Below are 18907 nucleotides of genomic sequence, written 5' to 3'. Positions count from 1 at the left end.
GAGGAGACCACGCATGACGGCAACGGCGACGGCAAGGCATCGTGACATCGCAGCCCGGCGGCCATCGCTGCGCGCGGTGACGGCGCTCCTCGCCTTCGTGATTGCCGTCACGGCCGTCCTGCCTGACGGACGCGCCTATGCGCAGCAGCGGCCCAAGACCATCGTCGAGATGCTGTTCGGCCAAGGCAACCGGTCCGTCGAGACCCGCCCGACGGTCAGGAAGCGCGTGATCCGCAAGAAGAAGCGCATCAGCAATCCGCGCGCGCGGCCCGAGGCGAGCCGTTCGGCGAGCCGCAAACCGGCCGCCTCGCGCCCGTCTTCCTCGGCTGCCAAGCGCACCGGCACGGCAGCCGGCGCGACGGGAGCTGCGGCCGCAGCGTCCGGCGCGGCGGCCGGGGCCTCCGCCCCCATCGACAAGAACGCCGACGCCAAGACCATTCTCGTCGTCGGCGACTTCCTGGCCGATGGCCTCGCCGATGGCCTGTCGGCCCAGTATGCCGATGACGAGATGATTGAGGTCGTGGCCCGCACGAACGGCTCGTCGGGCCTCGTGCGGCAGGATTTCTACGATTGGCCGGCAGAGCTCGGCCCCTTGATCGACGAGATCGAACCCGACGTCCTGACCGTCATGATCGGCGCGAACGACCGCCAGCCGATGAAGCTCTCGGGCGGCATCCTTGCCGTGCGTTCGGATGGTTGGACGGCCGAATACGAAAAGCGCGCGACCGATCTGGCGCGGGTCGCCGAGGAGAAGAACGTCCCGGTGATCTGGATCGGCATGCCCTCGTTCAAATTCGATGCGATGAGCGAGGACATGGTCTTCCTCAACGACATCTACAAACGGGCGGCCGAGCGGGTTTCGGGCGAATTCGTCAGCGTTTGGGACGGCTTCGTCGACGAGGCGGGGGGCTTCGTCTATTCGGGCCCCGACATCAACGGCCAGAACGCACGTCTGCGCGCTGGCGACGGCATCGCAATGACGGAAGCGGGCAAGGAAAAGCTCGCCTTCTTCGCCGAAAAGGCTCTCTCCCGTGTGCTCGGCGAGATCTCCCCGCAGGTCGCCCTCGGCGAGGAGGCCCTGTCCACCATGCAGCTTCCGCCGGCAACGAACGCCGCCAATGCGGCGGTTGCCGCGCCCATCGCGCTCGGCGATCTCAGCCAGTCGGGCAGTGACGACCTTCTGGGCACGCAGCCCGCGGGCTCGCCCTTCGCCTTCGAACCATCCCCGCGCGACCGTCTCGTCCTCAAGGGAGACCAGATGGCCAGCCAGGACGGGCGCGCCGACAACTTCGCCTGGAATACCAAGACCGACGCCCTGCGCACCGACCCGCCGGTGCTCTATCGCGGCACGATCGATCTGAAGACGATCACCGAGGGTTCCGGCATCGAGCCTCCGCCCGAAATGCCGAACATCTTCGACGCGATCATCGAGGACTGGAAGAGCGAGGAGACGGCACCCGGCGAGACCGCTCGCTGAGATCGGTCAGCAAAAAGCCGCAACCTCGACAGGCGAGGCTGCGGCATTCTTTCATGCATCGACGGGCAGTACCCTGACTGGCGCCCTGGTCCCGCTCCGGGATATCCCCGGCACCCGTCGCCAATCGCGAGTCTCTGGTCTCGGGTCGCGGAGACGTTTCCTCCAGGCCAGACCGAAGGAACGTCCACGGGACGTCCCCTCGCCCATTCCGGATATTGTCGCCTCAGCGCGGCAGCGTGGTCTTTCCCATGAGATCGAGATCGATCGCGCGTGCCGCCTGACGGCCTTCGCGGATCGCCCAGACCACCAGCGACTGGCCACGACGCACGTCGCCGGCGCTGTAGACCTTGTCGACCGACGTTCTGTAGCCCTGATCGTCCGCCGCGACGGCGACATTGCCGCGCCTGTCCTTGGTGGTCTTCAGGCGGTCGCCGAGCTCGGAGAGGACACCGGTCTCGAAGGGACCGGCGAACCCGATGGCGATGAAGGCGAGATCGGCCTTGATGATGAATTCGGTGCCCTCGATCGGCTTGCGGTTCTCGTCCACCTCGGCGCATTTCACACCGGTGAGAACGCCGTCCTCGCCGACGAAGTCGAGCGTGGCGACCTGGAAGTCGCGCACCGCGCCCTCGGCCTGGCTGGAGGAGGTGCGCATCTTGGTCGCCCAATAGGGCCACACCGTCAGCTTGTCTTCGCGCACCGGGGGCTTGGGACGGATGTCGAGCTGGGTCACCTTGACCGCACCCTGGCGGAAGGCCGTGCCCACGCAGTCCGACGCCGTATCGCCGCCGCCGACCACGACGACGTGCTTGCCGCCGGCCCAGATATCCTCTTCCGGCCATCCGGTGGACGCGATATTCTCGCGGCCGACACGCCGGTTCTGCTGAACGAGATAGGGCATCGCGTCATAGATGCCTGAGAGGCCGTGATCGGGAATGCCGGAGGCGCGCGGCGTCTCGGCACCGCCGCAGTAGAGCACCGCGTCGTATTCGGCCATCAGCGATTCGACGCTCTTGTCGACGCCGATATTGACGCCGCAGAGGAAGCGGACGCCTTCGGCCTCCATCTGCTCGACGCGGCGGTCGATATAGTGCTTCTCCATCTTGAAGTCGGGAATGCCGTAGCGCATCAGCCCGCCCGGGCGCGACTCGCGCTCGTAGAGATGGACGTCGTGGCCGGCACGCGCGAGCTGCTGGGCGGCCGACATGCCGGCCGGTCCCGAACCGATGATCGCAACGGTCTTGCCGGTCTTCTCACGCGGCGGCTGCGGCTTGATCATGCCGAGCTCGTAGGCCTTGTCGGCCAGCGCCTGCTCCACCGTCTTGATGGCGACCGGCACGTCCTCGAGGTTCAGCGTGCAGGCTTCCTCGCAAGGGGCCGGGCAGATGCGCCCGGTGAATTCGGGGAAGTTGTTGGTGGAATGGAGGTTGCGGATCGCAGCCTCCCAGTCGCCCTGATAGACGAGGTCGTTCCAGTCCGGGATCTGGTTGTGGATCGGGCAGCCCGTCGGCCCGTGGCAGTAGGGAATCCCGCAATCCATGCAGCGGGCCGCCTGCTTGGCGACCTCGGGCTCGGACATCGGCAGGGTGAATTCCTTGAAATGCCGGATACGGTCCGAGGCCGGCTGATATTTCGGCGTCTGACGATCGATTTCGAGAAAGCCGGTGACCTTACCCATTCCCCACCTCTATCCAACCTGCATGCTGCCGCGATGCGCTGCGAAACGCCTCTTCGGATCTCTTCTAAAATGATTTTCCCGCCGGCGTCAGCCCCGCAGCCAATTCTCGGCGCGACAGGGGGAATGCGACGGGATGCTCATGCGTTGTCTGTCATCAAAACAGCGCCAAATGCAAGCGCCGGAGCCGCCTGAGCCTTATGTCGTGGCCGAATGAGTGCCGATAGGCCGCAGACGCGGTCGAAATGCCCTGCCCGGCCCTGTCTCCGCGAACGGCACTTCCTGCCGACGGGCGCACACCCGCCGACGCACCCGCGAACACGAAAAGGCCCGCTCGCGGCGGGCCTCGTCCTGTATCGGGAGTTGAAGACGGATCGTCCTCCGCTTTGCCTGCGCGGCGATCAGATCTCGGTCGCCTTGAAGCTCTCGCGATTGGAGATGAGCGCCCACCAGTCGGACAGGCCGTCCACCTCGGTCATGAACTCGTCCTTGTGGGGCGTCTTGCAGATATAGGCGACGAGCGGCGCCAGATAGAGATCGGCGATGGAGATCTGCTCGCCGGCGAGATACTGGTCCGAACCCTTGATCTTCATCAGCTGCGTCAGCGCGTGCTTGGCGTCCTTGATACCCTTCTCATGGGCCGCATCGTCCTTGCCGCCGACGAAATCGGGGAAGAGGTGATAGCCGACGACGCCTCCGACGACCGGGCCATAGGTGTAGGAGTCGACGATGCTCGTCACCATGTCCATGCGCGCACGGCTCTTCGGATCGGACGGAACGAGCGCGATTCCGGGCAGCAGCGTGTCGAGATACTGGCAGATCGCCGGCGTCTCGATGATGCGGAAGCCCTTGTGGTCGAGAACCGGCACCTTGCCGAAGGGATGACGTTCGAGATGCTCCTCGCTCTTGGGCTCGCCCTCGAGCACGTTCACCGGAACCTGCTCGTAATTGCCGCCGTGCTTTTCGGCGAACACCATCTTGACGGTGCGCACATAGGTGGATCCGTCGAAACCCCAGAGCTTGTAATCGGCCATCGTCTTTTTGTCCTTCCTTGCTGAACGATTCACGTGAAACCGGCGAAGTGAACGCCGCTTCCGGTCCCGTAACTAGGCAGGCTTGGCGATTATGCGATGGGCGAGCGTGCCCAGAAGGCACAATCGCGGCCTTCGAAACGAAGAACCCCGGATCGCGGGCGGGCGATCCGGGGCTCCGGAAAGACGTGAGGAAGCGGCTTATTCGGCCGCGACGCCCATTTTCATACGCTCCATTTCCTGAAGGGCCCGGCGATACTCGACCGGCATCACCTTCACGAATTTCGGACGGTAGTGCTCCCAGTCGTCGAGCATCTGCTTGGCCCGGGCCGAGCCCGTATAGTGCAGATGGTTCGAAATCAGCTGGAAGAGGCGCTCGTCGTCGTGCCGCGTCATGTCGGAGGAGACGTCGACGCGGCCCTTGTGCTGCAGATCGCCGCCGTGATGGTGCAGCTTCTCCAGGAGGTCGTCCTCCTCGGGAACGGGCTCCAGATCGACCATCGCCATGTTGCAGCGCTCGGAGAAGTCGCCGGCCTCGTCGAAGACATAGGCGACGCCGCCCGACATGCCCGCGGCGAAGTTGCGTCCCGTCTGGCCGAGAATGACCACGACACCACCGGTCATGTATTCGCAGCCATGATCGCCGACGCCCTCGACCACCGCGATGGCGCCCGAATTGCGCACCGCGAAGCGCTCGCCGGCAACGCCCCGGAAATAGCACTCGCCCGAGATCGCGCCGTAGAGGACCGTGTTGCCGACGATGATCGACTCCTCGGGGACGATCCGTGCGTTCGGATCGGGCTTGACGATCAGGCGGCCGCCCGAAATGCCCTTGCCGACATAGTCGTTGGCCTCGCCCGACAGCTCGAAGGTGATCCCCCGGGCGAGGAACGCCCCGAAGCTCTGGCCGGCGGTGCCCGACAGCTTCACCCTGATCGTGTCGTCGCGCAGGCCCTTGAGGCCGAAGCGCTTGCAGACCTCGCCCGAGAGCATGGCACCGGCCGAACGGTCCACGTTGATGATCTTCGTCTCGATCTCGACGGGCTGGCGCGAGGCGAGCGCCGGCTCGGCCTCGGCGATAAGCTTGCGATCGAGAACATCGTCGATCGGATGCTTCTGGCGCTGGGTCCAGCGCAGCTCCTCGGCTTCGGCCTGCGGCTTGAAGAAGACGTTCGCGAAATCGAGCCCGCGCGCCTTCCAGTGCTCGATCACCTCCCGCTTGTCGAGCCAGTCGGACTGGCCGATCAGCTCGGAGAGGGAGCGGACGCCCATCTCGGCCATGAGCAGACGAACTTCCTCGGCCACGTAGAAGAAGAAGTTCACCACATGCTCGGGCGCGCCCTTGAAGCGCTGGCGCAGGACCGGGTCCTGGGTCGCCACGCCCACCGGGCAGGTGTTGAGATGGCACTTGCGCATCATGATGCAGCCGGCCGCGATCAGCGGCGCGGTGGAGAAGCCGAACTCGTCCGCCCCGAGCAGCGCGCCGACGATGACGTCGCGGCCGGTGCGAAGGCCGCCGTCCACCTGCAGGCAGATGCGCGAGCGCAGACCGTTGAGGACGAGGGTCTGCTGGGTTTCGGCAAGGCCCATCTCCCACGGGCTGCCCGCGTGCTTGATGGAGGTGAGCGGCGAGGCGCCGGTTCCCCCGTCATAGCCGGAGATCGTCACGTGATCGGCGCGCGCCTTGGCGACGCCCGCCGCGACCGTACCGCAGCCGACCTCCGAGACGAGCTTGACCGAGATGTCGGCCGCCGGATTGACGTTCTTCAGATCGTAGATCAGCTGGGCCAGATCCTCGATCGAGTAGATGTCGTGATGGGGCGGCGGCGAGATGAGGCCGACGCCCGGCGTCGAGAAGCGCACCTTGGCGATGGTCGCATCGACCTTGTGGCCGGGAAGCTGGCCGCCCTCGCCGGGCTTTGCCCCTTGCGCGATCTTGATCTGCAGCATGTCGCCGTTGACGAGATATTCCGTCGTCACGCCGAACCGGCCCGAAGCGATCTGCTTGATCGCCGAGCGCTCGGGATTGGGCGTGCCGTCCGGCAGGGCCGAGAAGCGATCGGGCTCCTCGCCGCCCTCGCCCGTGTTCGACTTGCCGCCGATGCGGTTCATCGCCTTGGCGAGCGTCGTATGGGCCTCGCGCGAGATGGAGCCGAAGGACATGGCCCCGGTCACGAAGCGGCGCACGATGTCCTTGGCCGGTTCGACCTCGTCGAGCGGCACCGGCTTGCGCCCCTTCTCCTCCGCGCTCTTGATGCGGAAGAGCCCGCGAATGGTCTGCTGCTCGGTGCTCGCCTCGTTCACCTGGCGCGCATAGTCCTCGTAGCGCTCCCAGGAATCGGTGCGCACGGCATGCTGCAGGGTCGCAACGTTGTCCGGCGTCCACATGTGCTTCTCGCCGCGGATGCGATAGGCGTATTCGCCGCCGACGGCGAGCGAACGGGCGAGGACCGGATCGTCGGAGAAGGCCGCCGCATGGCGCGTGGCGCTCTCGCGTGCCACTTCCTCCAGGCCGATGCCCTCGATCTGCGTCGCCGTGCCCGTGAAGTAGCGCGCGACGAAGCTGGAATTCAGCCCGATGATGTCGAAGATCTGGGCGCCGCAATAGGACTGGTAGGTCGAGATGCCCATCTTGGACATGACCTTCAGGATGCCCTTGCCGATCGCCTTGATGTAGCGCGTCACGACCTCGGTCGCGTCCACCTCCGGCGGGAAGTCGCCGCGCTGGTGCATGGCGAGCAGGGTGTCGAAGGCGAGATAGGGGTTGATCGCCTCGGCGCCGTAGCCGGCGAGACAGGCGAAGTGATGCACCTCGCGCGGCTCGCCCGATTCGATGACGAGGCCGGCCGCGGTGCGCAAGCCCTTGCGGATCAGGTGATGGTGCACGGCCGCGCAGGCGAGCAGCGCCGGGATCGGCAGGCGATCGGGACCCACCTGCCGGTCGGACAGGATGATGATGTTGTAGCCGCCGATGACGGCCGCTTCGGACCGCTCGCACAGGCGCTCGAGCGCCCCCTCCATGCCGCCCGCCCCTTGCGAGGCCGGATAGGTCATGTCGATCGTCTTGGTGTCGAACCGATCCTCGGTATGGCCGATATTGCGGATCTTCTCGAGATCGCCATTGGTCAGGATCGGCTGGCGCACCTCGAGGCGCTTCTTGCGCGAGGAGCCTTCCAGATCGAAGATGTTCGGGCGCGGGCCGATGAAGGAGACGAGGCTCATGACGAGTTCCTCGCGGATCGGATCGATCGGCGGGTTCGTCACCTGGGCGAAGTTCTGCTTGAAATAGGTGTAGAGGAGCTTGGCCTCGGACGACATCGCCGAGATCGGCGTGTCGGTGCCCATGGAGCCGATGCCCTCCTGGCCGGTGGTCGCCATCGGCGCCATCAGGCCGCGGGTGTCCTCGATCGTGTAGCCGAAAGCCTGCTGGCGGTCGAGCAGGGAGACGTCCGAACGCGAGGCGCGCGGGGCGACCGGCTTCAGCTCTTCCAGGATGATCTGGGTGTTCTTGACCCACTCGCCATAGGGATTGGCCTCGGCCATCTCCCGCTTGACCTCCTCGTCGGAGACGATGCGGCCCTTCTCCAGATCGATGAGCAGCATGCGGCCCGGCTGGAGACGCCACTTGCGCACCACCTTGGACTCGTCGATCGCGAGCGTGCCGGCTTCGGAGGCCATGATGATCAGGTCGTCGTCCGTCACCACGTAGCGGGCCGGGCGAAGGCCGTTGCGGTCCAGCGTCGCACCGATCTGGCGCCCGTCGGTGAAGGCGACCGCGGCCGGTCCGTCCCACGGCTCCATGAGAGCTGCGTGATACTCGTAGAAGGCCTTTGTCTCGCGCGACATCTGCTTGTTGCCGGCCCAGGCCTCGGGGATCAGCATCATCATCGCATGGGCGAGCGGATAGCCGCCCTCGACGAGGAATTCGAGCGCGTTGTCAAAGCAGGCGGTGTCGGACTGGCCCTCGTAGGAGATCGGCCAGAGCTTGGAGATGTCGTTGCCGAAGAGCTCCGAATCGACCGAGGCCTGGCGGGCCGCCATCCAGTTCACATTGCCGCGCAGCGTGTTGATCTCGCCGTTATGGGCGACCATGCGATAGGGATGCGACAGCTTCCAGGAGGGGAAAGTGTTGGTCGAGAAGCGCTGATGGACGAGGGCGAGCGCGGATTCGAAGCGCTCGTCCTTCAGGTCGGCATAGTAGTCGCCGAGCTGATAGGCGAGGAACATGCCCTTGTAGACGATCGTGCGGCAGGACAGGGAGACCGGATAGAAGCCCTGGTCGCGGCCGTCTTCCTCGGCCTGCACCCGGTTCGAGATGACCTTGCGCACGATGTAGAGCTTGCGCTCGAACTCGTCCTCGCTCGCGATCTCCGCCGGGCGGGCGATGAAGAGCTGCTTGTGCACCGGCTCGGTCGCGACGATTTCCGGCGCGGTGGAGAGAGAGGCGTTGGAGACCGGCACCTTGCGCCAGCCGATCAGCGACAGACCCTCCGACTGGATCGACTCTTCGACGATCTCGACGATGCGCGCGCGCAGCGCCTCGTCGCGCGGCATGAAGAGGTGGCCGACGCCGTAATGGCCGGGCTCGGGCAGTTCGATGCCCTCTTCACCCATCACCGCCTTGAAGAAGCCGTGAGGGATCTGCACGAGCATGCCCGCGCCGTCGCCCATCAGCGGGTCGGCGCCCACCGCGCCGCGATGGGTCAGGTTCTCGAGGATCTCGAGACCCTTGGAGACGATCGAATGGGACTTGGCGTTCTTCATATGCGCGATGAAGCCGACGCCGCAGGCATCGTGCTCGTTGCGCGGATCGTAGAGGCCGGCGCGCGAGGGGCGGGCCGGATCGAACGGGACGGCGGTCGAAGGGGTCGTCGTCACGGCGGCCGAAGCGCCGAGTTCGAGGGATGGCGTCCTGTTCGTCATCGCGTCGTCGTCCTCTCTTCGCGCGGCAAGCGGCCGGCGCGTCTATCGTCAATCATGTCGATGGCTGCCGCGACCTTCCCCATCCTCATGGGTCGGCCGCGAATGGTCCCATCCGCCGGAGGGCCCGTGCACGGAAAGCCCTGTCGCTCCCGCCGGACCCGTCGTCAGGCATGTCGGCGCCGTTGCGACCGGCCCCTGATTTATGGCAGCAATGCTGTCCTATTAGCGGCAATATGCCAGATGCGCAAGATAGCGGCAAGCCGACCCATTGCCGCTCCGTCGCCGGGCAGCCCTCGCTCTGTCAGCGGAAACTTGCACGGATCGCCGGGCCACGATAGGGCCACGGCATGATCTTCGCATCCGACAACTGGTCCGGCGCTCATCCCGCCATCAACGAGGCAATGGCGCGCGAGAGCGCCGGCATGGCCGCGGCCTATGGCGAGTCCGTGCTCGACAAGGCGGTGGAAAAGCGCTTCGACGAGATCTTCGAGCGCAAGGTCGCCGTGTTCTTCGTCGGCACCGGCACGGCCGCCAACTCTCTCGCCTTTGCCGCCGTCAACCGTCCGGGCGGCGTGGTGCTGTGCCATCGCGAGGCGCATGTGATCGAGGACGAATGCGGCGCGCCCGAATTCTTCACCCACGGCGCGCGCATGGCGCCCGTCGACGGCGCGAACGGCAAGATCGATCCGGACAATCTGAGGCGCGAACTCGCCCGCTTCAAACCCGATTTCGTCCATGCCGGCCAGCCCATGGCGGTGACGATCAGCCAGCCGGGCGAAGCCGGAACCCTCTATTCGGCAGCCGAGATCGAGGCGATCGCCGCGATCACGCACGAGCGCGGACTGGCGCTCCACATGGATGGCGCGCGCTTTGCCAACGGCCTCGTGGCGGACGGTCGCTCGCCGGCCGACATGACATGGCGGCACGGCGTCGACATCCTCTCCTTCGGCGCGACGAAGAACGGATGCTGGTGCGCCGAGGCCGTCGTCTTCTTCGATCCCGCCAAGGCCGAGCAGTTCCGCTATATCCGCAAGCGCGGCGCCCAGCTCTTCTCCAAGACCCGTTTCGTCGCCGCCCAGTTCATGGCCTATCTGGAGAACGGCCGCTGGCTGGACATGGCAGCCGACGCCAACCGTATGGCGGACAGGTTGCGGGCCGGTCTCGACGCCTCCGCCGCCGGCCGGCAGGCCTGGCCGACGCGCTCGAACGAGATCTTCGCGGTCTTTCCGCGCGAGACGGCAGAGCGGCTGCGCGCCGGTGGGGCCGTCTTCTACGACTGGAACGCCCCCCATTCCATGCACAACATCACCGGCCCCGACGAAAGCCTTGTGCGCCTCGTGACCTCCTGGTCGACGAGCGAGGCGGATGTCGATCAATTCCTGGCCCTTCTCGGAACCCTCTGATCCACCCACGGATTGCCTCTTCGATCCGCCTCGAAAGACGGGTCCGACAAAGAAGAGGAGGCTTTCGATGTCGACCAGTGCATTCGAACAGGGCAAGCTCGCCTATCGGGCCAATCTGCCGATGTCGGCCTGCGAATATCCGCAGGGCTCCGATTTCAGAACCCAGTGGATGGCAGGCTGGACCCATTGCCAGCGAACAGACGAAGCTCGCGGCCATGCGGAACCGGCCTCGGACATGATGGCCGATGTGGCACGTCGGCGCATGCGCGCCTCGAACGTGCCTCGGCAGAGCTGACCATCGAGACCGCCCGGTCTCCGAAAGCGAGATCGGGCGGTCTTGAGGCCGGAAGCCGTTCCCTCGCGGACGCCAGAAAAGCCCGCCCAACAGAATACGGCGCCCCTTTCGGGACGCCGTCCAATCATCAGAGTCTGAACGGAGGATCAGGCCGCTTCGGTGTCGATCGCCTTGGCGTTCTGATTGCCGACGCTCTGGATCTCGATCTTGCGCGGCTTCATCGCCTCGGGAATGACCCGCTTCAGTTCCACGTGGAGCAGCCCGTTCTTGAGGCTGGCGCCGCGGACCTCGACGTGATCGGCGAGTTGGAAGCGACGCTCGAAGGCGCGCCCGGCAATGCCGCGATGCAGGTATTCCACCGACTGATCGGCTTCCGTCTCGGCCTTCTCGCCCTTCACGGTCAGCGTGTTCTCACGCGATTCGATGAAGAGTTCGGCCTCGGAGAAGCCCGCCACCGCCATGGTGATGCGGTAGTCGTTCTCGGCGGTCCGTTCGATATTGTAGGGGGGATAGGTCTGGCCACCCTCCGGCTGCGAGACATTGTCGAGCATCGAGAAGAGACGATCGAAGCCGACGGTCGAGCGATAGAGGGGAGCGAAGTCAACGTGACGCATGGATGTTCTCCTGAAGAAGCAACGATTTGCGTGAATGTCGAACCGATCCGAAGCGCCCCATTGAGGCGACGCTGTCCGGTCCGTGGCCCCTTTCGGCGGCCACGATCCAAAGATGGTTTTTCGCATTTTGCCGTTCAAGAGATCGCGGCGACGATGCGAGCGGATTTTTTTCGGGAGGGCCAAAATTTCTTTCGAACCCGGGGCGCGCTCCCGTCACTCGTATAAGAAGCTGATCGTACTGCCCGATTTCACCCCGGCTGTCGCAAACCTGAACTCTGGATGAACGACGGCGTCTGCTTTCGTTCACTTCTTCTCAAGCATGGTCGATCCGCAACGAGGGGAACGCGTCGACGTCGCCCATTCGCTCGCTATATTGATAAGGCAGGCGTATCGCCTTTTGATTCGCATACGGTTCGCAAGCGCCTCGCGCCCGAACCGATCCAAACCGGTCGCAGCGTCCCGTCCCTTCCGCTGTGGCCGTCAGAGCCGGAGGATTCCTCAGGAGGATCTTCCGGCTCGCCCTTCTCCTCAGATCGACATCGGCCCGGCATTTCTTCTCGCCCCCGGGATCGGCGGTCTTTGACGGCCGCGCGCCCGGCACGCTATGAGGTCTGGGACCGCCTGCCGGCTCCGCGAGAAACCGGATGCCGCCCGCCATTTCCGCCCGGAACCCCCATGTCGCAAGCTGATACACCCGCAGGGTTCGTGGAGATCCCTGGCAATCCGCCGCCGCCCAATCTCGTCGCCAAGCTCGTGACGACGCCCGATGGCCTGGAACTGCGCTGCGCGATCTCGCGTCCGCACGGTGCCTCGCGCGGCACGATCCTCGTTCTTCAGGGGCGGAACGAGACGATCGAGAAGTATTTCGAGACGATGGCCGATCTCAACGGCCGCGGCTTCACCGTGGCGACCTTCGACTGGCGCGGCCAGGGCGCGTCCGAGGCGCGCGCGCCCAAGCCCGGCGAGAGGGAAAGCGCGTCTGTCGAAGACGGCCGGCGGCTCGGCCATGTGCGCGGCATGGCCGGTTATCGCATCGATCTCGAATGCGTCATGAAGAGTCTGGTGCTGCCGGACTGCCGCCCGCCCTACAGCGTCCTTGCCCATTCCATGGGTGGGCTCGTCGCCCTGTCGGCGAGCGATGTCCTCTCCAACAGGATCGAGCGCATGGTGTTGAGCGCTCCGCTCGTCGCCCTGCCCGGACGCACGATCACGAAAAGGCTCGTGCGTGGCTTCTCACTCGGCGCCCGGCTTGCAGGCTTCGGGCGGTTTCCCGTCCGTCGCAACGCCCTGCCCGGTGCCGTCGGCACGCCGCCCGACAATCCGCTGACCAGCGATCCCCGGCGATTCGATCGCAATCGTCGTCTGGCGACGACATATCCCTCGCTCTTCCTCGGCGCGCCGACCTTTTCCTGGGTCGCGGCGATGACGGGCGCGATGGCCCGTCTCGAGCGCTCGGCGGTGATCGCGCGATACGGCATTCCGACGCTGTTCGTGTGCGCGGGCGCCGACCGCGTGGTCTCGACGAAGGCGGCCGAGCGGCTCGCCTGGCGGATGCGCTCGGCATCGAGCCTCAGCCTGCCGGGCGCGCGGCACGAGCTTCTGCAGGAAAGCGACCGGTACAGGCTGCCGCTTCTTGCGGCGCTCGAAACCTTCTTCGAGCCCTCGATGCCGATGCCGGAGGCCGGACATCGCCCCGAGGACGCCGGCGATGCCGCCGACGGGAAACAGGCGCCGGCAAGGCCGGCGGAGTTCGCCTGACGGCCCTTCGAGGGTTGCCGCAGCCTCGCCAGCGCCGGGCGCTTCAGGACCCGCTCATCCGGTCCATGATGTCGAGGGCGGCCGGGGCGAGAATGATGACGAGCAGCACCGGCAGGAAGAAGACGATCATCGGCACCGTCAGCTTCGGCGGCAGGGCGGCGGCCTTCTTCTCGGCCGCGTTCATGCGCAGATCACGGTTTTCCTGCGCCATCGTCCTCAAGGCCGAACCAACGGGCGTTCCGTAGCGCTCGGCCTGGGTCAGCGCGGTCATCGTGGCGCGCACGCCGTCGAGATCGGTGCGGGCGATGAGGTTCTCGTAGGCGGTCCGGCGGTCGGGAAGATAGGACAGCTCGGCGCAGGTCAGCATCATCTCCTCGGCAAGCGGCACCGACTGGACGCCGATCTCCTCGGCGACCTTGCGGAAGGCCGCTTCGATGGATTTGCCGGCCTCGACGCAGATGAGAAGCAGGTCGAGCGCATCGGGCCAGGCGCTCTGGATCGAGGCCTGACGCTTGGCCGCGGCATTGCGCAGATAGACCACCGGCAGGACGAAGCCGATATAGGCGAAGATCAGGCAGGCGATGAGCCGCATCAGCGGCGGCTTTTCGGCGAGAAGACCCGCGCCGTAGATGCCCGCGAGCGCGGCCGCGAACAGAAGACTGGCAAGCGAGATGCGCGCGAACAGGAACAGGGTGAGGTGACGCTGGGACCGGAAGCCCGCGACGCGAAGCTGGTTGGTCGTCGCATCGTCGACGAGGGCCTTCTTCAGGTTCAGCGATTCCACGACCCGGGCCGCAAAGCCCCGCTCCTCGGTCTGCCGAAGTCCGCGCTTGCCCTGCGCGCGTTCGCTGCCGAGACGTGCGCGCTCGCGCGCCCTCACCTCCTCGCGCTCCAAGGCCACCGACTTCATGCGGCCCTGCAAGCGGTTGCGGGCCATCTGCGGCAGGATGACGGCGAGAAGGCTCGCGAAGATCGCAAGCGACAGCACGATGCTGAAAAAGGTTTCAGGTCTGATGCCGATGATCGCGAAGACGCCCTGCACGTCGCGCTCCTTCCCTGCTTGCCGAATATGTGAGGCCGACTTGCGCCGGCCGATGATCCCGAAAGGCCGCTCGCGCCCCTAGACGTCGAAATTGATCATCCGCCGCATCACGAGGATGCCGGTCGCCATCCAGAGGCCGCAGCCCAGGAGGATGATGTTGCCGCGCGCATCATGAAAGAGTGCGGAGAGATAGTCGGGCGCCGTGAAATGGATCATCAGCGCCACGCAGACCGGGATCGCGCCGATGATGGTGGCGGACGCCTTGGCCTCCATCGAGACCGCATCGATCTTCTGGCGCATCCTGCGGCGATCGCGCAGCACGCGCGAGAGATTGCCGAGGGCCTCGGAGAGATTGCCGCCGGCCTGGGCCTGGATGGTGATGACGATGGCGAAGAAGTTCGTCTCGGGCAGCGGGATCTGGTTGTAGAGCCGCTCGCAGGCCTCGCCGAGCGGGACGCCGACCTGCTGGGCCTCGATGATCTTGCGAAACTCGCCGGCGACCGGCTCGGGAACGTCGCTGACGACGGTGCGCAGGGTGTCGTTGAGTGGAAGGCCCGCCTTCACGCCGCGCACGATGAGATCGATCGCCGTCGGGAAATGGTTGGAGAACGCCTTGATCCGCGCCGCCTTGCGCCGGGCGAGGAAGACGCGCGGAAGACCGAGGCCGGCCACGATGCCGATCCCGATCGCAAAGAGCAGCGGAATGCCGAACAGGAGGACGACGAAGCCCGTGACGAAGCCCGCCGCCGCCGAGACGAGACGGAAGGAGCGCGCCGAGATCTTCAGACCGCACTGCTTGAGGGTCTGCTCGAGCGACAGCTTCTGCCCCTTGAAGCCGCGCTCGCGCACGCGGTTCTCCATGTCCTTGAGATTGTTCTGCAGGGTCTTTCGGCGCTTGGCCTGTTCCTGCAGCCGGTCGCGGACCTGCCCGGCGCGCGCGCGCGCGGCCTCGTCGCGCGAATAGACGGTCTTGCGTTCCGTCACGCGCTTGTTGTTGGCGATCTTCGGCTGGAGGATCGCATAGGTCACGCCGCCGACCGCGATGGTCGACAGGACGACGAAGAGGAGGACCGCGAGGGGGCTCACCGGAAGGTTCCTTCCGGCTCGGCGCCCTGGCTCGCGTCGAGGGCGGCGGCGAGACGCTTTTCCTCGCCGAAATAACGCGCCTTGTCCCAGAACCGGGGACGACCGATGCCGGTCGAGCGATGCTTGCCGATCAGCTTGCCGTTCACGTCCTCGCCGAGGATGTCGTAGACGAAGAGATCCTGGGTGATGATGACGTCGCCTTCCATGCCGATCACTTCCGTGATGTGCGTGATGCGGCGCGAGCCGTCGCGCAGGCGCGCCGCCTGCACGATGATGTCCACCGAGCCGCAGACGATCTCCTTGACCGTGCGCGAGGGCAGCGAATAGCCGCCCATGGCGATCATCGATTCGATACGGTTCAGGCACTCGCGCGGCGAGTTGGCGTGGATCGTGCCCATCGAGCCGTCATGGCCGGTGTTCATGGCCTGCAGGAGGTCGAACACCTCCGGGCCGCGCACCTCGCCGACGACGATGCGTTCGGGCCGCATGCGCAGGCAGTTCTTGACGAGATCGCGCATGGTGATCGCGCCCTCGCCCTCGATATTCGGCGGGCGGGTTTCCAGGCGCACGACATGGGGCTGCTGGAGCTGGAGTTCGGCGCTGTCCTCGCAGGTGACGATGCGCTCGTCGGCGTCGATATAGTGGGTGAGGCAGTTGAGCAGCGTCGTCTTGCCCGAGCCCGTGCCGCCCGAGATAACGACATTGCAGCGCACCCGGCCGATGATCTGGAGGATCTGCGCGCCTTCCGGCGTGATCGAGCCGAACCGGACCAGTTCGTCGAGGGTCAGCTTGTCCTTGCGGAACTTGCGGATGGTCAGCGCGGCACCGTCGAGGGCGAGCGGCGGGGCGATGACGTTGACGCGGCTTCCGTCCGGCAGGCGCGCGTCGCAGATCGGCGAGGTCTCGTCGACGCGGCGGCCGACCTGGCTGACGATGCGCTGGCAGATGTTGAGGAGCTGCTGGTTGTCCCGGAATCGGACATTCGTCTCGATCGTCTTGCCGCCGACTTCGATGAAGGTCTGCTTGGCCCCGTTTACCATGATGTCGGCGATGTCGTCGCGCGCCAGAAGCGGCTCGAGCGGACCGTAACCCAGAACGTCGTTGCAGATGTCGGCGAGCAGGTCTTCCTGCTCGGCGATGGTCATCGCGTAGTTCTTGATCTGGATGATGTCGTTGACGATGTCGCGGATTTCCTCGCGCGCCGTCTCGTTGTCGAGGGCGGCGAGCTGCGACAGGTCGATGGTGTCGATGAGGGCGCCGAAGACCTGGCTCTTGCGCTCGTAGAAGGCCTCGTCGCGGCGACCTGCGCCGCGCGCGCTCTCGGCGGCGGGCTTGGCCGGCGCGGCAGGTGGCGCGGCGCGGCGCGATGCGGGCGGGGCGACGTCCAGAAGCTGGGACCGCATGCCGCCCGAAGACTGCACGGGGCTTGGCGCGGCCCGCTCCTTCAGGGCGACCGTCTGGGAATGGGCGGGTGCCGCCGGCGGCGGCGGAGCGGCATTCCCGGTCTGCGTCCGTTTACCGAACATGGTGGGTCTCCCGACCTTGTTTGACAGGGGTCGGCCGGGTGGATCGCGGGCGCGGAGCAGGCCTCCGCATCCGCGACCCCTCGGCCGAGGAAGCGCCTCAGGCGGCCGACTTGCGCAGGCCCAGCCTGTCGAGGAGGCTCGGCTTCTTGCGGATCTTCGGCCCGGACCGCGACGTCAGGCGATAGGCGAGTTCGTCGAAATGGTCCGCGATGGGGCTCTTGGGCGCGCTCTGGCGGATCATCAGCCCGCCATTCGCCGCCTCGCCGAACACCTGCGGGTCGAAGCCGATCTGGATCGCGGGTTCCAGATTCAGCGGCTCGCAGAACTCCGCGATGCTGATTTCCGGACGCTTGGGCATGCCGACCTGGTTGAGGACCAGGATCGGCGGGGTATCGTTCGGCCTCAGCTTGGCCAGCGTCTCGACGAGGTTCTTGCCGTTGCGCAGATTGGCCAGATCCGGCGTCGCGGTGATGACCACCTGGTCCACCTCGGCGAGGACCGCGCGCGTCCAGTCGCTCCAGACATGCGGCAGGTCGAGCGCGACGATCGGCGCGGTGCGGGTCGCGGCCTCGAGAAGGATCCGATAGGCCTCCACCTCGAACTCGTAGGTCCGGTCGAGTACGGAGGGCGCGGCAAGAAGCGACAGATGGCTTCCGCACTTGGACAGGAGGCGGTCGAGAAGGGTCTCGTCCATTTCGGCGGACGAGGCGAGCGCCTCGAAGACGCCCTGCGGGGGATCGCGGTCGAAATCGATATTGGCCGTGCCGAAGGGCAGGTCGCAATCGACGAGGATGGATTCGGTCTCGAACAGGGTCGAGATCGCCCAGATGGCGTTGTGGGCGACGGTGGAGGACCCCACCCCGCCCCGCGCGCCGAGAAAGGCGATGGAGCGGCCGAGCGGCTCCTCGGCGCCGCTGACGAAGATATCGGAGATCGCGCCGAGAATATCGGCCATCGAGATCGGGGCGACGAGATATTCCGAGACCCCGCAGCGCAGGAGCTCGCGATACAGATGGACGTCGTTGTCGTGGCCGATGACGACGACCTTGGAGCCCGGATCGCAGACGTCGGCGAGCCTGTCGAGGGCCGCCATGAGGTCCACCGAACTCAGGCGAGCCTCCAGGATGACGAGGTTCGGCGTCGGCGCCGAGGCGAAATGGTCGAGCGCCGCACGCAGGCCGCCCATGTTCACCTTGAAGTTCGTCTTTGAGACGCGGCGATCCACGCTGGCGGTTTCGAGCGTCTTGCGCACGCCGTCGCTTTCGCAGAAGGCCTGGATCGAGACACGGGGGATCGGCCGGATGTTCTCGACGACCTCGGCGGAGGGGTCGTCCGAGTGCGGATCGGCGATATCGGAACGGGACAGATCGGCCATCAGTAAGCGCTTTCCATTCGGGGCCTGCTGGAGGTGAAGCTCTCGCCCTTGCGGTATTTCTCGATGACCGTGTCGCGACGCTCGCCGTCGACCGGTCCCATGCCGCGCGGTGAAAGAAGATCGCGCGGATCGGCGATCTGGGCCGCGAGGTTCTGCTGGCTCGCGCAGCCGAAGTTGAAGTAGTTCTCGTTCTCCGACGTATCGCCGAGATCGCTCGGCCAGCGGCCGCAGGGTGCGGTCTTCGCCGTCAGCGTCGCGAAGGCGAGACGGATCGGCGTCGGCCGCAGCGCATCGTGGGCGGCATAGCTCTGCAGGATCACGCGGTCGCGGGAGACGCCGGATCTGGCGAGGACGGCCAGCGCTTCGTGGGCGACGAGCGAGGCGGCGGCCGAGTTGCGCGAGCCGTAAGGAACCAGCACGGCCATGGTGTCGGCACCCGACATCCGGAACCGGCCGGCGAAGTCCTGGACACGCGAGGCGTCGGCGGTCGCAAGCCTTCGGTCGCCGCTTACGATGGGGATGTCGATGGCCGTCTCGGATTCCGAGACGACGATCGGATGACGGGTGCGGTAGTCGTCCGGGATCGAGCCGACCTCGATGTGATGGACGTTTCCGCAGCCGCCTGCCGCAAGGAGCAGGCCGAGGAGCGATGCGGCTGCGAGGGGCCGGGCGAACGAGGGTCTCATGGCGCAGGCGTCTCCC

The 18907-nt window shown here is 66.1% G+C and carries 13 protein-coding genes; 4 read left to right on the top strand and 9 right to left on the bottom strand.

The window, feature by feature from the left end; translation table 11 throughout:
• The first annotated feature begins 13 nt into the window (after positions 1–13).
• Positions 14–1477 carry an SGNH/GDSL hydrolase family protein gene (locus tag DYI37_RS03790; protein ID WP_116681895.1) on the top strand — a complete coding sequence of 488 codons (1464 nt, stop codon included), beginning with the start codon at positions 14–16 and terminating at the stop codon, positions 1475–1477.
• Positions 1478–1700: 223 nt separating this feature from the next.
• Here DYI37_RS03790 and DYI37_RS03785 read toward each other — a convergent pair whose 3' ends face one another.
• The 3 genes from DYI37_RS03785 to gltB form a co-directional block, all read right to left on the bottom strand.
• On the bottom strand, positions 1701–3155 hold the full coding sequence (locus DYI37_RS03785) for a glutamate synthase subunit beta (protein ID WP_116681894.1): 1455 nt from the start codon (positions 3153–3155) through the stop codon (positions 1701–1703).
• Positions 3156–3553: 398 nt separating this feature from the next.
• Positions 3554–4186, bottom strand: coding sequence for a glutathione S-transferase family protein (locus DYI37_RS03780; RefSeq protein WP_116681893.1), 633 nt, complete (start codon positions 4184–4186; stop codon positions 3554–3556).
• A 198-nt stretch (positions 4187–4384) separates the two neighbouring features.
• Positions 4385–9106: a glutamate synthase large subunit gene (gene gltB, locus DYI37_RS03775; RefSeq protein WP_116681892.1), complete on the bottom strand. Its 4722-nt coding sequence runs from the start codon at positions 9104–9106 to the stop codon at positions 4385–4387.
• 347 nt (positions 9107–9453) lie between these two features.
• Here gltB and DYI37_RS03770 point away from each other — a divergent pair, with 347 nt between their 5' ends.
• Positions 9454–10509: a threonine aldolase family protein gene (locus tag DYI37_RS03770; protein WP_116681891.1), complete on the top strand. Its 1056-nt coding sequence runs from the start codon at positions 9454–9456 to the stop codon at positions 10507–10509.
• Between the two features lie 67 nt (positions 10510–10576).
• Entirely contained in the window at positions 10577–10804 is a 228-nt protein-coding gene (locus DYI37_RS03765) for an Rmf/CrpP family protein (protein WP_116681890.1), read from the top strand.
• Positions 10805–10950: 146 nt separating this feature from the next.
• On the opposite strand, the gene DYI37_RS03760 is transcribed toward DYI37_RS03765, so the two are convergent.
• Entirely contained in the window at positions 10951–11418 is a 468-nt protein-coding gene (locus tag DYI37_RS03760) for an Hsp20 family protein (RefSeq protein ID WP_116681889.1), read from the bottom strand.
• A 675-nt stretch (positions 11419–12093) separates the two neighbouring features.
• On the opposite strand from DYI37_RS03760, the gene DYI37_RS03755 reads away from it, so the two are divergent.
• Positions 12094–13176: an alpha/beta fold hydrolase gene (locus DYI37_RS03755; RefSeq protein WP_116681888.1), complete on the top strand. Its 1083-nt coding sequence runs from the start codon at positions 12094–12096 to the stop codon at positions 13174–13176.
• Between the two features lie 43 nt (positions 13177–13219).
• Here DYI37_RS03755 and DYI37_RS03750 read toward each other — a convergent pair whose 3' ends face one another.
• The 5 genes from DYI37_RS03750 to DYI37_RS03730 form a co-directional block, all read right to left on the bottom strand.
• Positions 13220–14218, bottom strand: a complete 999-nt coding sequence (locus DYI37_RS03750) for a type II secretion system F family protein (RefSeq protein ID WP_116681887.1) — start codon at positions 14216–14218, stop codon at positions 13220–13222.
• 78 nt (positions 14219–14296) lie between these two features.
• Complete coding sequence (locus DYI37_RS03745; RefSeq protein WP_116681886.1) at positions 14297–15304, bottom strand: type II secretion system F family protein; 1008 nt, start codon at positions 15302–15304, stop codon at positions 14297–14299.
• Positions 15301–16830: a TadA family conjugal transfer-associated ATPase gene (locus DYI37_RS03740; protein WP_116681885.1), complete on the bottom strand. Its 1530-nt coding sequence runs from the start codon at positions 16828–16830 to the stop codon at positions 15301–15303. The genes DYI37_RS03745 and DYI37_RS03740 overlap by 4 nt, the downstream gene beginning before the upstream one ends.
• A gap of 97 nt (positions 16831–16927) precedes the next feature.
• Positions 16928–18205, bottom strand: coding sequence for a CpaE/TadZ family protein (locus tag DYI37_RS03735; protein WP_116681884.1), 1278 nt, complete (start codon positions 18203–18205; stop codon positions 16928–16930).
• Positions 18205–18891, bottom strand: coding sequence for a CpaD family pilus assembly protein (locus DYI37_RS03730; RefSeq protein WP_116681883.1), 687 nt, complete (start codon positions 18889–18891; stop codon positions 18205–18207). Before DYI37_RS03730 ends, DYI37_RS03735 begins: the two co-directional genes overlap by 1 nt.
• Between the last annotated feature and the right edge of the window lie 16 nt (positions 18892–18907).

Origin of the sequence: Fulvimarina endophytica, from assembly GCF_003403015.1 — a bacterium.
In the GTDB taxonomy this organism is placed as follows: Bacteria; Pseudomonadota; Alphaproteobacteria; order Rhizobiales; family Rhizobiaceae; genus Fulvimarina; species Fulvimarina endophytica.
The sequence above is the reverse complement of the archived record's forward strand: the minus strand, read 5'-3'. Positions and strand labels throughout refer to the sequence as shown.